The following is a 13,766-nucleotide window of genomic DNA, read 5'->3' on the forward strand; positions in this document are numbered from 1 at the left end:
AGGATTCAGATTTCCTCTATTTTTTTTATATCTATATATCCTTTTCCCTGAGCCTGTTTTAGCTCTCCCAGAGAAGTGGTGCACAGCTTCAAGAGGCTTTTCGCATCATCAGGAGAAATGTCTTTCTTTTTTTCATATATCATTGCACCGAATCCTGCTGCAAGGCTTGCAGAAGCAGCTGTACCCATGAAGCCTTCTGAAGAAACATGACCCGGCATAACCAAGTCCGGCTTTTCAGTGCTGTTGAGTGTTGGTCCCCTACTGCTCCAGGGTGAAACAGAAGGCTTTCCATTATCTATTTGAAAGGCACCTATGGTCAGCAATTTGCTGCTGTGTCCTGGACTTGTAATGGTGGCTCTTTCAGGCCCTAAGTTTCCTGCACAAGACACTACCAGAAGACCACTTTTCCACAGAGCTTCTGATGCTAAGGCAAGAATGTCGTGGCTTCTACTCTGCAAAACAGTTCCGAAATTTATTACTACTATTCTTATATTGAACCTATCCTTTAATTCAAGGATCCAGTCCATGGATGCAATTATATCGGAATAAAAGCCATGGTCGCTCATATCAAATGCTTTGGCGCATACTATACCTGCTTCATTAGATGGAATAGATGATACAGCAGCAGCAGCTGTTCCATGACCGCTGTCGTCATAAGTATCCTTTCTCCCATTTATAAAATCCTTAAAAGCAAGTATCCTTCTTCTAGGTCTCATAAAATCTGCCTTAGGATGTACGCCCGTGTCTATAAAGCCAATAGAGATGCCTCTGCCATTCAAAAGCTGAGACTTCATTTTTATAGGAAAATCTTGACCGTCAACAGGTGAAAAGGTTTTTCCCATCAACAGGGCTTTTCCATCATAATAAATCTTGTTGATTTCCACAAGAGCTTTAAGACTATCGAAATTCCTCGCCGGCAAACTTCCGCATATATGATTTATAAAGTTAATCTCATACTTAATTTTGAAACCAATTCTGGTTAATTTTCTTTTCACATCATTATCTATACCATGCTTTATCTCAAGGATTAAAGGGATGGTTTTAATGCCTTTAACAGATATCATATACTTTAATTTTGGATCAATTCTTTTTGAAAATGAAAAAAAATCTTTCACAAAAATCCCTCACCTAAAAGATAAATGTTATAATATAATATGCCAGCAAATATAAATAGGTGAATCAAATAATATCTTTAAAAGGAGATGAATCTCATGGCAGCATTGGATTTTAGATGCAATGATTGCGGTGAAAAGTTTTTTGAAATAGTGAATTCTTCGAATAGAGATAAAGTGGTATGTCCAAAATGCCAAAGCAAAAATATCAGGCAGGTTTTTGAAGGGAAATGTCAGACCAGTGGAGCTTCAAAAGGAGGCAGCGGCTGTGGCGGCAGCTGTGGTACCTGTGGAGGTTGTCACTAGAAAATACCAGTAAAGTTAACATAAAATATATTGTATAATATATCTGTGGTGATGCAGATATGAGAAAAAATTTATTGAAAATATATATAGTGCTGACAATATTGCTAGCGCTATTTTTTTTGACAGACAGCAGGACATACATTCTTGCAAAGTCAGCCGGTTACAAAACTCTGAAAGATTTCGAATATTATAAGAGTATAGAACTTACATCTACTGAAGGTACTATCAGTAAACCTCATTTTATAATAAAAAATAGAGGTGCTGATGAGGAGATTGTGGAACAAATAGGAAATTTACTGGAAAAGAGTTATGATCTAATAGGGAAAGAATTTGATTATTATCCGAACAATAAAATTCCTGTATTCGTCTATGGAAGTATGGAGGAATTATGGAAATATAACAAAGCACTGGAAGGACAAGCTGTAATGGGTCTGTATAATATGGGCGTTATCCATATTGTAGCTCCTGATGTATTTGCTCTTACTATGGAGGAATATGAGTTAAATGGACCTGTTCTCCATGAATATACTCATTTGATAGTGGACGAGCTAACAGGAGGAAATATAGAAATATGGTTTACTGAAGGTATGGCTTTGTATCAGGAATACAACATTTATGATACTGAATGGGGAAAATTCGCGAATTTTGAAGATGATTATACTCTAGAAGATCTTAGAAACAATTTTATGGCCTTGGACAGCAATAAAGCATATCGAAAGGCTTTCCTCATAGTAAAGGATGTTTATAGCAACCAGGGAAACGAGGGAGTATTAGATTTTCTTAAGGAATTAAAGTCGGGTAAAGATTTTTATGAAACTTTTTTGTCTATGAAACATGAGACCAGATAAAAAAATAAACCAAAAAAGAAAACAGGCCCCTGCCTGTTTTCCAGCATCCGGGGGGACACAAAATTGGTTTTTATTTTGTTGTATGTTTAGTTTCTACTTCGATTATATGTTATAATCTAATGTAATAACATGCGAAAAGTGTATTATTTTTCTAGGAATTTAGACCCAATACGACATTATTTTTGGGACTTTTCACAGACAACATTTAAATAGTATTATATATATAAAGAACGGGGGCTCACAGCTTCTATAAGGGTATTCCTTGCTGTAGAATATACCCAGTACAATATTTACAAGAAAAGAAGTAAGGAAAATATTTATTGTAGAGATTAACTAATATAGAGAGGGGTTTCGACGTATGAATAACAAAATATTAGTTGTTGATGATGAAAGACCAATAGCAGATATAATAAAATATAATCTGGAGAAAGAAGGATATAAGGTATTTATTGCAGAAGATGGGCAGCAGGCTATTGACAGTACATACGAGCATAAGCCTGATCTCATAATACTTGATATAATGCTTCCAGTTATGGACGGGTTTACTGTATGCAAGAAGCTAAGAGAAAATATAAATACTCCCATAATAATGCTTACAGCCAAAGAGGAAGAAGTAGACAAGGTATTAGGCTTGGAACTGGGTGCTGATGATTATATGACTAAGCCTTTCAGCTTCAGGGAGCTTTTGGCCAGAGTAAAAGCAAATATAAGAAGGGTAAACTTCTTAAATAACAGTTCAGAGGGTGGAGGTCAGATAATCAAGTCAAATAACCTGATAATAGACCTTAATAAGTATGAAGTTAGAAAAGATGACAAAATTATAGAACTTACTTTAAGGGAATTTGAACTATTAAAATACCTTGCCCAAAATGCTGAGCAGGTATTTTCCAGAGAAACTCTGCTGGAAGAGGTTTGGGGATATGAATACTATGGAGATGTGAGAACTGTAGATGTGACTGTAAGGCGTCTGCGAGAGAAAATTGAGGATGATCCAAGCAACGCAAAGTATGTCCAAACCAAGAGAGGTGTAGGCTATTATTTTAGGAGGATTTAAATAGATGTTAAAAAGCATCCAATGGAAGATGGTAATAATTTTTGTCTTATTGGTATGGCTTGCTATGTCTATAATCGGGGTATATATAATACAAGCTGTTGAAAAAGATCAATTGGACAATGCGATAAACAATACGATATCCAAAGCCAATTACCTGGAACATATGCTGGAAGATAAAATGGCTGGAGTATATGATGTTCAAGGCATAGTGGAATCCTGGTATGCTGGTCATGTAGGCCAGATTCAATCCGTTTATGTTTTCAACAAAGATAAGAGACATGTTGCTCGCCAGGGGGGAGAACTAAGAGATCCAGCAGAGGACAGCATAATAATCTCCAAAGCACTGGAAGGAGAAGTGGCAGAGGACTTTAACAGAATTGTAGATCTCAAGAATAACTATAAAAGTATCGCAGTACCTATAATAGCTGATGATAATGAGATTCGTGGAGCAATTTATCTTAATGTTAATTTGACAAGTATAAATAAATCCATAGCCAATATAAAGAGCATTCTCACCAGTGCCACCATATGGGCACTGTGTTTTACCGTGCTAATGGGAAGTATACTTTCACGAACAATAACGGGTCCTATAAAAGAAGTTACATCAAAGGCTGAGAAGCTTGCAAAGGGAGATTTTGACCATATAATTCCTGTAAGGTCCGATGATGAGGTAGGAAAGCTTACAGAAATGTTCAACTATCTTACTGTCAGGTTGAAGTCAACATTAAATGAAATGAATAACGAGAAGGAGAAGATGGAGACCATACTAACTTATATGACCGATGGAGTTATTGCTGTGAGCATAGATGGTACCATACTTCACGCCAATCCGGCAGCTTTTAAGCTTTTTAAGCTGACGCAGGAGGATGTAGCCAGCAAGAGTTTTGATGATATTACCGATATGCTTGGGCTACCCTTTAAACACGAAGATATGTTCACAGATAGTAAAGAGAAAAATGATTTGATTAGTATAGGAGATTCAACAATAAGATACAGCGTTGTTCCTTTTAAAAACGAAGCAGCTGAGACTGCAGGTGCTATAATTGTGCTTCAGGATGTAACAGATCAGGAAAACCTTGACAGGATGAGAAAAGAATTTGTGGCCAATGTTTCCCATGAACTTCGCACACCTCTAACTACAATCAAAAGTTATACAGAAACTTTGTTGGATGGAGCTTTAGAGGATAAAAACATGACATTAAAGTTTCTCAATGTAATTGACAGCGAATCTGACAGGATGACCAGATTGGTAAAGGATTTGCTGATGCTTTCAAGATTGGATTATGATAAAGCTCAGTGGAACATGAAAGAGATTGATTTGACGAAAATACTCACCGATTGTGTCTATAAGATGGATATTCCCGCAAAGCAAAAGCATCAAAGCATAACTTTGGAGATAAATGATGAAATTCCTCAAACTATTGGGGATAAAGACAGGATAGAACAGGTTATAATAAATATACTAAGCAACTCAATAAAATACACTCAAGAAAAAGGTAAAATCAATGTATCAATGTGGAAAGAAGAAGAATATATTTGTATAAAGGTAAAGGATAATGGCATAGGAATACCGAAGAAAGACATGAATAGACTGTTTGAAAGATTCTACCGAGTTGATAAAGCTCGTTCCAGGATGCTGGGGGGCACAGGCTTAGGCCTGTCAATTGCCAAGGAAATTATAGAAGCTCATAAAGGCAGAATAATTCTAGACAGCATATATGGAGAAGGAACTTGGGTGACAATTATGCTACCTATTGTTTCAGGTGTAAATTAACCTTAATTTTACTGTAATACGATTGTAACAATTGTATAGTATAATAAAATCGAATACTAAGATTATGGTTAATTCATGGAGGGAATTCCAATGCTCAGAGGCAAATCCATTAAAATTATATTTGCTTTTACTATGGTATTTGTTATGATGCTATCTTCTATTGCAAGCGTATATGCAAGAAGATTAGATGATCCTATACCTGTTTTTGATTTTGTAAATGGAATTGAAGAAGTGGAGCAACCTGTAAAATATAGCAATAAAAAGCTATCTATCAAAGGAAAAGCATTGGAAGGTACTAATATTACCATAAGCACGTACTGGTATAAATCTGGCGATGGGCAATCCATTGTTTTTAAAGATAAAGATAATATTAGTGAAGAGAATACTGATGGAGAATGGTTGCTACAACATACCAAAAGCTGTCAGGTAGGTCTGTCTGGAATTTTTGGCATATCTGTTAATATAAAACCTGGTAAAAATAAAATAGTTGTTGAAGCAGACAACGAAGAGCCTTATGAATTAGAGATAGAATATATAGATAACCAAAAGATTACCGAAAAAATCGGTGACTTAATATTTGATAGACTTAATCTAGAATTTTAATAATATAGTCAGGGAATGGTAAAGTTGAAATTGGAAAGACTCAAATCAATAGTTCTTTTTTGTCTGGTTGTAATAAGTATAGTTTTGACTACCCAAATATGGTTGAATATATCCATTGAGGGTATTTTTATTATGTCTGAAAACAAAGGGGACAAGGCCAGCGAGCTCCTAAGCTCCGATAATGACAAGGCAAGTTTCATAAAACCAGAAAAGCTTATTATTAACGACAATGGCAAACGCACTCTTCTTCTCAACGAAACAGAAGTAGGAATGATTTATGACAGAATTCTGGATGATACAAGGGAAATGCTTTCTGTAGTTTTTGAAACCAAGGAAGGAATGGAGTTAGAAAAGCGTCAATTGGATTATATGGAAAAGCTAAGGGCTGGACGAAGTGTTGAGCTTCAATTTCCTTTTGCCTACGATTATAGACTCTTTGCAGGTATTCTTGGAATAGATAACCCCAATTGGCAGGAAATAAAAAACATAGATACGGTAGTGGTAGGCTATGACAGCAATAATTTATACATAGTTGATAAGGCAGATAACAGCATATATGAATTTAAGTCTAAATCGCTAAAAAGCAGCATCAGAGTTATGGTAGATATGATAAACAGAGGCAAACCTTATTCCTATATATTTTTAAATGATGTGGATTCAGAAAGATACAGTGATATTGTATTCATACCTACCGACATAGACAAACACTCTATGCCAAAACTGTCTTCCTATTCTGAGACGGATATAAACACATCTGAAGACATTGCAGCATACTTTTTTAAAGACCCATCAACCTTGAGAAGCATTGTGGACCCTGCAGGAACTGTTATATATACAGACGGGGAGAAACAAGGAGTAAGAATCAGCAAATCAGGAGTTATAGAATATGTAAGTTACTCTACCCAATCAAGGAATGATATAAGTAATTTCACTATAATGGATGCTATAAATATTGCAACGAATTTTGTAAATAGTCATATGGGATTTCCCAAGGATTCATACATTTCTTCTATTGAACAAACAACCATAGGCAATAAGCTATATAGTTGTATAATAAGATATAATTATAGATATGAAGGAATACCAATAGTAAATGATGAAGTAAATATGGATAATCCTATAGAAGTTGAGATAGTAAACGGAGAAGTCAAAAGGTATAGAAGAGTGGTCAAGAATATCAAAGTCAGTGGACAAGATAGGAGTCTGAAAAATCCTCTGGAAATAATTGATATTCTGTTTATAAGATTAATTCATGATAAAAAAATAGATATTGATGATATAATGATAAAAGATATATACTTGTCATATCTTGAATATGGATTGAGTAACCCTACTTCCATGATACCTGTTTGGGTTGTAGAGGTGCAGGTAGAAGGTTCCTTTAATACTGCAGGCAGATATATAATGAATGCGGAGTCAGGAGTTATACTGTCTGAACCATATTAAGGACCAAATATCCCCAAAATGAAAGGGGCTGAACAAAATGAATTGGTCAAGAGCAAAAACTATATTGATTATTCTTTTTCTAATTGCAGATATTTTCCTTTTATATGAACTATACCCAGGGATTTTGGGAAATAATAGAATGATAGATGAGGAGAGCACAAAAGAAGTAATTAAGTACCTTGAAAAACAAGGAATATATGTGAGATGTCTTATTCCTAAAGCCAGCTCTCCTAAGGCACCACTTACTGTCAAATATAAGTATTTCGACAGCCAATATGCTTTGAAGAATTTTTTTCATGACCCTGAAGAAGTAGTAATAAAGGATTACGAAGATAGGCAAATCATGGAAGATGATAGGATATATATAGAAATATACAGAAATGGTGAATTCATATATACGAATAAAAAATTGATGGAGAATAAAGCTGAGGAAGTGGATGACAAAGCTGCTTTAAGCAGCATAGAAATGTTTTTGAAGAAGTTAGGAATAGAAGGAAAGGATTTATACGACAGTACACAAAATATTGATAGGAGCTATGTGAAACTAAGTTGCAGCCAAGGCTATAAGGATACTTTCCTGGATGAAAGCTATTTGGATGTTATGGCTACTAATGAAGGTGTAGCCTATATGAAAATATTATGGTTTGAAGTAGAGAATAATGGCAAGACTAAGAAAGAGATAATGGATCCAATGAGAGCTCTGCTTAAGTTAGCGGATAAACTGGCACAACAGCCTGAGGTAGATAACAAAACTGTGACCATATTCGATATAAGCCTGGGATACTATTTTGATACGGATATAGAACAGGTGGAAGAGTTTGATATTGTTGAAGTTGAGGAGGGTACTGCCATACCTTCATGGAGGATAAAGACAGATATGGGTAATATATACATAAATGCCTATAATGGTACAGTTGAAAAAAAATAAAAAATAGTGCAAAATATTAGCAGTATGGTATAATAATAAAAGGCTTCAATATATAAAATCCTTTGATTATGAAGCCTTTTGTTATTCGTGTTTATTATATTATCAAATAATTTTGATAATGATATAATATAGAATATAATTATATATTTAACACTGAACTACAATGGATAAGGAGTAGAAACAATTGGATAAGTTGATTATAGAAGGCGGTCACCCTTTAAAAGGTGAAGTAAACATAAGTGGTGCAAAAAATTCAGCTGTAGCAATATTGCCTGCAGCCATATTGGCAGGTGAGACATGCACCATAAAAAACCTTCCAGATATTAAAGATGTTTCGAATATAATAGATATTCTTATACAGCTAGGAGCTCGTGTGGAGCGAGAAGGACATGACAAGCTCATTGTTAATAGCAATAATATCGATACATATAAAGTGGATTTCGAACTTTCCAAAAAACTAAGAGCCTCTTATTATTTTATAGGAGCTTTGTTAGGTCGTTTTAAGAAAGCAGAGGTACCCTTTCCCGGAGGCTGTGACATAGGAGTAAGGCCTATTGATCAGCATATAAAGGGCTTTGAAGCCCTCGGGGCTAAGATAACCATTGAGCACGGTATAATCAGAGCGGAAGCAGATAAACTTGTAGGGGCGTCTATATTCCTTGATGTTGTAAGCGTTGGAGCTACTATTAATATAATGCTGGCAGCATGTATGGCAAAAGGAACTACAACTATAGAAAACGCTGCCAAGGAGCCCTATATAGTTGATACTGCCAACTTTCTCAATGCTTTAGGGGCTAATATAAAGGGTGCAGGAACTGATGAAATAAAGATAAAAGGTGTAGAGCGATTGGGTGGATGTGAGCATGCCATCATCCCTGATCAAATGGAAGCAGGAACCTATATGATCGCTGCTGCAGCTTCAAAAGGGAATGTACTTGTAAAGAATATTATACCTACCCATTTGGACTCTATCAGTGCAAAGATGAAGGAAATGGGTGTTGAAATTATAGAAAATGGGGATTCTCTGAGAGTAATTGCAAATGGTAGGCCAAAGGCAGCCAATATTAAGACCATGCCTTATCCGGGCTTTCCTACAGATTTACAGCAGCCCATGAGCGTACTCTTATCCGTTGCAGATGGCACAGCCATAATCAACGAAAGTATATATGACGGCAGATTTAAACATGTAGATGAGCTAAAAAAGATGGGAGCCAAAATAAATGTAGAGGGCAGGATTGCAGTTATAGAGGGTGTACCAAAATTATCTGGAGCCCCGGTATGTGCTACAGATCTTAGAGCAGGGGCTGCTATGGTGGTAGCAGGATTATCTGCAGAAGGTGAAACTATAATAAGTAATCTAGCTCATATAGAGAGAGGCTATGAAAGACTGGAAAGAAAGCTGTTAGAATTAGGAGCCAAAATAAAAAGGGTTTCCGAAGAAGACTAGATATATATTAATCTGGCGTAGACCGAAAAGTTTGGGCTATTGCCTTTTTTTATGGGGGAAGAGTTATGACATTGAGATTTTGCTCTATAGCAAGCGGTAGTAGCGGTAATTGTATATATGTTGGAAATGAAAAGTCAGGTCTATTAGTGGATGCGGGCATAAGCTGCAAAAGTATTTTAGAAAATCTTAAGAATATAGGGATATGCAATAGTTCCATAAAAGGAGTACTTGTAACCCATGAGCACTCAGACCATATGAAAAGCATAGGTGCCATGTCTAGGAAGCTTAACATACCTATATATGCCAACTGCAAAACATGGGAAGCATTAGATGGTAATATAGGCAAAGTAAAAGCAGAAAACATTAAAGTTTTTGAAACAACAAAAGAATTTTCAATAGATGATATAATCATTTCTCCTTTTTCAATTTCTCATGATGCTGTCGATCCTGTGGGCTATACTTTTTCTTTTGGCAGTCGAAAATTAGGACTAGCTACAGATTTGGGTTATTTCAGTCAAACCGTGAAGGACGCTTTAAAAGGATCTACTTTTGTAATGCTGGAGGCAAATCATGACATTGAGATGCTGAAGATGGGCAGTTATCCATATTTTTTGAAAAGAAGAATATTAGGTGACCATGGACATCTATCCAATGAGGCATCAGGCTATGCTGCCTGTGAACTTGCAGACTTGGGAGTGGAGCAAATAATGCTGGGACACTTAAGCAGAGAAAATAACTTTCCACAGTTGGCATATGAAACAGTAAAAGGAATTATGGAACAAAAAGGTATTATAGTTCAGAAAGATGTGACCTTAGATATAGCTCCAAGATGCACCATAAGTAAAGTATTCTCCTTTTAGGCTATTATATAATAGGGATAATATGGTTGCAAAGGGTATAATATATAAGTAGATGTGCAGCATTTTTAACCACCAGCTGTTAGCCCACTAGCTCCTGACTTAAGGTTTATTTTAAGCTAGAAGCTAGAGGCAAGAAGCGAGAAGCATAAAAATTACTGCCTAATTTTTATATAAAGAGGGTGAATAGATGGATAATTATAATGGCTTTTATGGACCTCCGGAAGAATTCATAAAGAGGAGAAGACGAGGCAGCGGTTTGGCATACTTTGCAGTAGGCCTTATAGGTGCAATAATTGGTGGATTCATAATGGCAGTTATAGCGCCTGTATATCTTTATGGTAAATACACCCCTGTACCCAATAATACTGGAGGAGCCGCAGTCCAGCAAATTGTCATAAACCCAACTGAAGATATTACTGTGGCAGGAGCAGTTGCTAAGAAGGTTATGCCTACGGTTGTAGGTATAAGCACAATAACCATGCAAAGGGATTTTTTCTTCGGAGCAAGGTACACTGAAGGGGTTGGTTCGGGAGTAATAGTTGATCCGAGAGGATACATATTGACCAATTCACATGTTGTAGGAAATAGCAGAAGCAGACTAACAGTTTATTTAGCTGACGGAAGAGAACTGGAAGGGAATGTGCTGTGGCAGGACGTAGGACTTGACCTAGCTGTGGTAAAGGTTGAAGCAAATAATCTACCTACAGCTGAGCTGGGAGACTCGGATGCACTGACAGTAGGTGAAATTGCTATAGCCATTGGCAATCCACTTGGTCTTAGATATGAGAGGACTGTCACCCAAGGAATAGTGTCCGGCTTAAACAGAAGTATAATGGTAGACCAGAATACCATAATGGAAGATCTGATACAGACTGATGCTGCAATAAACCCAGGCAACAGCGGAGGACCGCTTATAAACAGCAAAGGCAAGATAATAGGAATAAACACAGTGAAAGCTTCAGCTGAAGGACTGGGCTTTGCCATACCCATTAATGTTACTAAACCAGTAATAAAACATTTTGTTGAAGATGGAGTGTTCAACCCACCTTATCTGGGAATATATACATTAGACAAAGAAATAGTAGGCTACTATGAAACTGACATAGAAATAAAGTCAGGACTTTATATACATCAGGTAATCAGAGGTTCTGCAGCAGAAAGCGCAGGGCTTAGAGAAGGGGATATAATCACCCATATTGACAATGTAGAAGTAAATACTATGCTTAAACTCAGAAGTGTTTTATATAACAAAAAACCTGGAGACACAGTGCATATCAAATACGAGAGAAACGGAAGAAAACTGGAGACAGAAGCTGTGCTACAAGGCAAATAGAGGCATTGGGGACGGTTCTTTTGTACCTTAATCAGAATATTCGGAAAAATTTACAAGAGAAATAGCGCCATATATCCCAGAAGTTCAATTATATCATGGGTATTAACAAGCCGATTGATATAGATTTATTAGTATAAATACTAAGATAAACTTATTATACGAGGAGTGCATTTGATGAATATTAGCATAATCACTGTAGGCAAATTAAAAGAAAAATACTTGAAAGAAGCCGTTTCGGAATACTCCAAACGGCTTTCAAAATATTGCAAACTGGAGATAATAGAAGTGCCTGATGAGAAAGCTCCAGAAACCATGAGCCGTGCTGAGGAAGAAGCTGTGAAGCAAAAAGAAGGCCAGGCTGTTTTAAAGCATGTTAAAAATGATACATATGTAGTTGCCCTGGCTATTGACGGCAAAATGCTTTCTTCTGAAGGTTTTTCGGAGTTCATAAATAGTCTTGGAATAAGAGGTAAGAGCAATATTGCTTTTATCATAGGCGGTTCCTTAGGCTTGAGTGATGAAGTATTGAGAAGAGCAGACTACAAACTGTCTTTTTCACCTATGACATTTCCCCATCAGCTTATGAGGGTAATACTATTGGAGCAGATATATAGGGGATTTAAGATAATGCGAGGAGAAGTTTATCATAAGTAAGTACATAGGATGTAAAACAGTAGGACCGTTTCTTGTTTTACCTTAAATACGAGTTTAAGAAATAATTACGACTACATCAACACTTAGTTGGTATATTTACAATACTTTATATATAACTAATATTCAAGAGAAAGTGGGGAGAGATTTTATGATTTCAAATGATATTATGACTGCTATAAATGATGTCTTAGCTTGTGCGGACCCTCTTGAAGCTATGGTTATGTATTATTATCATTATCGATTGCTCAAAGAATGTAGATTTATACTATTTTCCAATGAATTAGGTACGGATATTCCATTTTTTTAAAATATCAAAAAATAGATAACTTCCATATACATAGTTTAACAACTGCTACTAAAATGCTTGTGATAGACTCTGATACATGTAATGAAATGTTTAGGACTGGTAGTACAAGATATAACATTGACGCATGTATAGCATTAGATACACAGACAGTAAGTTATTTAAGAGATATTTTCACAGAAAATCCCACAGAAGTAAATAAAGTATCAAAATATTTTATTGATTATTTAATTAAGAATGATATAAATTTTGACTATTCTTTGTATATGCTAGAAAATTCCCAAAAAATGAACACTAATGAAGAAAAAGTAAAAATTTATGAGAACTTACTAGCTTGTGAGCGGTTCAAAGCTTTAGATATAAATCAATATCTAAAAAATGGAGCAATAAGTTATTTAAAATCAAATGATGAGTTAAAACTATTAACTGATGATGCTTTTAGAACAATGAATAATAAAAGCAGAGTACCACAAGTTGAAACTTTATGGAAGCGACATCATGCAATAAAAGCATTATTGTTAAAGACGGCAATAATTGAATTACAATACCGTAATAAAGGTATAAAGTTTAAAATAAACATGTTATTGGAATTCGTAAATAAGGAAATAGGATGTATATTAGAAAGAGAAATTGCTATATGCTATCTATTTCTTTCACATGATAAAAGAATTGAAAAGTTTTTTAAAAAATCAAACCGAATTGCAAAGATATAGTAAAACATATTTCTGGCATGGCATGGGATTTGTTTCACCTAAGGCATTTAGAATTTTTAATGGCAACGCTTAAGCCATTAAATGCAAGATATGTGCTATATTCAATTATTACTTTTGATTATGGATTACAGGAAGTTTTAAAAGTATATCCTATAAAAAAATGTGCGATTTATGATGGAATATTCTTACCAGTATTTGAAATACCCTTATATGAACTCATTAAAGAGATAGATGATTTACAGGACTTTATACATGATACAAAAACACTTCGAATGACTACTGAATTTACCCCGGTTTGATGGACACAGAGAATGGTTGGTATAATAAAACCATAATATATGGAGGTGTCCATCAATGAAACGCTTTGATAAAAATTTTAAGATT

Annotated in this window: 14 protein-coding genes; 13 read left to right on the top strand and 1 reads right to left on the bottom strand. The window is 35.4% G+C overall.

Annotation, left to right across the window (positions count from 1 at the left end; all coding sequences use genetic code 11):
- Positions 1–5 precede the first annotated feature (5 nt).
- Positions 6–1,115 (bottom strand): S8 family serine peptidase, encoded by a 1,110-nt coding sequence (locus ACESM9_RS05905; RefSeq protein ID WP_372996257.1) that lies wholly within the window; start codon positions 1,113–1,115, stop codon positions 6–8.
- Positions 1,116–1,211: 96 nt separating this feature from the next.
- Here ACESM9_RS05905 and ACESM9_RS05910 point away from each other — a divergent pair, with 96 nt between their 5' ends.
- From ACESM9_RS05910 to ACESM9_RS05970, 13 genes are all read left to right on the top strand, one after another.
- Positions 1,212–1,418: an FmdB family zinc ribbon protein gene (locus tag ACESM9_RS05910; protein WP_372996259.1), complete on the top strand. Its 207-nt coding sequence runs from the start codon at positions 1,212–1,214 to the stop codon at positions 1,416–1,418.
- Between the two features lie 59 nt (positions 1,419–1,477).
- Positions 1,478–2,266, top strand: coding sequence for a hypothetical protein (locus tag ACESM9_RS05915; protein ID WP_372996261.1), 789 nt, complete (start codon positions 1,478–1,480; stop codon positions 2,264–2,266).
- A gap of 358 nt (positions 2,267–2,624) precedes the next feature.
- Positions 2,625–3,320, top strand: coding sequence for a response regulator YycF (gene yycF, locus ACESM9_RS05920; protein ID WP_372996263.1), 696 nt, complete (start codon positions 2,625–2,627; stop codon positions 3,318–3,320).
- 4 nt (positions 3,321–3,324) lie between these two features.
- Positions 3,325–5,094, top strand: a complete 1,770-nt coding sequence (locus tag ACESM9_RS05925; protein WP_372996265.1) for an ATP-binding protein — start codon at positions 3,325–3,327, stop codon at positions 5,092–5,094.
- Between the two features lie 90 nt (positions 5,095–5,184).
- Complete coding sequence (locus ACESM9_RS05930) at positions 5,185–5,697, top strand: hypothetical protein (RefSeq protein ID WP_372996267.1); 513 nt, start codon at positions 5,185–5,187, stop codon at positions 5,695–5,697.
- 15 nt (positions 5,698–5,712) lie between these two features.
- Positions 5,713–7,143 (top strand): two-component system activity regulator YycH, encoded by a 1,431-nt coding sequence (gene yycH / locus ACESM9_RS05935; protein WP_372996269.1) that lies wholly within the window; start codon positions 5,713–5,715, stop codon positions 7,141–7,143.
- A 37-nt stretch (positions 7,144–7,180) separates the two neighbouring features.
- Positions 7,181–8,071, top strand: a complete 891-nt coding sequence (gene yycI, locus ACESM9_RS05940; RefSeq protein WP_372996271.1) for a two-component system regulatory protein YycI — start codon at positions 7,181–7,183, stop codon at positions 8,069–8,071.
- Positions 8,072–8,255: 184 nt separating this feature from the next.
- Positions 8,256–9,518: a UDP-N-acetylglucosamine 1-carboxyvinyltransferase gene (locus ACESM9_RS05945; RefSeq protein WP_372996273.1), complete on the top strand. Its 1,263-nt coding sequence runs from the start codon at positions 8,256–8,258 to the stop codon at positions 9,516–9,518.
- A 65-nt stretch (positions 9,519–9,583) separates the two neighbouring features.
- On the top strand, positions 9,584–10,378 hold the full coding sequence (locus ACESM9_RS05950; protein WP_372996275.1) for an MBL fold metallo-hydrolase: 795 nt from the start codon (positions 9,584–9,586) through the stop codon (positions 10,376–10,378).
- 187 nt (positions 10,379–10,565) lie between these two features.
- A complete protein-coding gene (locus tag ACESM9_RS05955; protein WP_372996277.1) occupies positions 10,566–11,711 on the top strand; it encodes a S1C family serine protease in 1,146 nt (381 codons plus the stop codon).
- 174 nt (positions 11,712–11,885) lie between these two features.
- Entirely contained in the window at positions 11,886–12,365 is a 480-nt protein-coding gene (gene rlmH / locus ACESM9_RS05960) for a 23S rRNA (pseudouridine(1915)-N(3))-methyltransferase RlmH (RefSeq protein WP_372996279.1), read from the top strand.
- A 360-nt stretch (positions 12,366–12,725) separates the two neighbouring features.
- Positions 12,726–13,382, top strand: a complete 657-nt coding sequence (locus ACESM9_RS05965) for a hypothetical protein (RefSeq protein ID WP_372996281.1) — start codon at positions 12,726–12,728, stop codon at positions 13,380–13,382.
- A gap of 17 nt (positions 13,383–13,399) precedes the next feature.
- A complete protein-coding gene (locus ACESM9_RS05970; protein ID WP_372996283.1) occupies positions 13,400–13,681 on the top strand; it encodes a hypothetical protein in 282 nt (93 codons plus the stop codon).
- Positions 13,682–13,766: the final 85 nt, after the last annotated feature.

The sequence above is a fragment of the Lutispora sp. genome, assembly GCF_041687175.1.
Classification (GTDB): domain Bacteria; phylum Bacillota; class Clostridia; order Lutisporales; family Lutisporaceae; genus Lutispora.

Bases quoted from the DNA above. Each gene is read 5' to 3' on its own strand.
- ACESM9_RS05925 (WP_372996265.1), top strand. From the start codon at position 3,325: ATGTTAAAAAGCATCCAATGGAAGATGGTAATAATTTTTGTCTTATTG.
- rlmH (WP_372996279.1), top strand. From the start codon at position 11,886: ATGAATATTAGCATAATCACTGTAGGCAAATTAAAAGAAAAATACTTG.
- ACESM9_RS05910 (WP_372996259.1), top strand. From the start codon at position 1,212: ATGGCAGCATTGGATTTTAGATGCAATGATTGCGGTGAAAAGTTTTTT.
- ACESM9_RS05950 (WP_372996275.1), top strand. From the start codon at position 9,584: ATGACATTGAGATTTTGCTCTATAGCAAGCGGTAGTAGCGGTAATTGT.
- ACESM9_RS05965 (WP_372996281.1), top strand. From the start codon at position 12,726: ATGCTTGTGATAGACTCTGATACATGTAATGAAATGTTTAGGACTGGT.
- ACESM9_RS05955 (WP_372996277.1), top strand. From the start codon at position 10,566: ATGGATAATTATAATGGCTTTTATGGACCTCCGGAAGAATTCATAAAG.
- ACESM9_RS05930 (WP_372996267.1), top strand. From the start codon at position 5,185: ATGCTCAGAGGCAAATCCATTAAAATTATATTTGCTTTTACTATGGTA.
- ACESM9_RS05970 (WP_372996283.1), top strand. From the start codon at position 13,400: ATGGCATGGGATTTGTTTCACCTAAGGCATTTAGAATTTTTAATGGCA.
- yycI (WP_372996271.1), top strand. From the start codon at position 7,181: ATGAATTGGTCAAGAGCAAAAACTATATTGATTATTCTTTTTCTAATT.
- ACESM9_RS05915 (WP_372996261.1), top strand. From the start codon at position 1,478: ATGAGAAAAAATTTATTGAAAATATATATAGTGCTGACAATATTGCTA.
- yycF (WP_372996263.1), top strand. From the start codon at position 2,625: ATGAATAACAAAATATTAGTTGTTGATGATGAAAGACCAATAGCAGAT.
- yycH (WP_372996269.1), top strand. From the start codon at position 5,713: ATGGTAAAGTTGAAATTGGAAAGACTCAAATCAATAGTTCTTTTTTGT.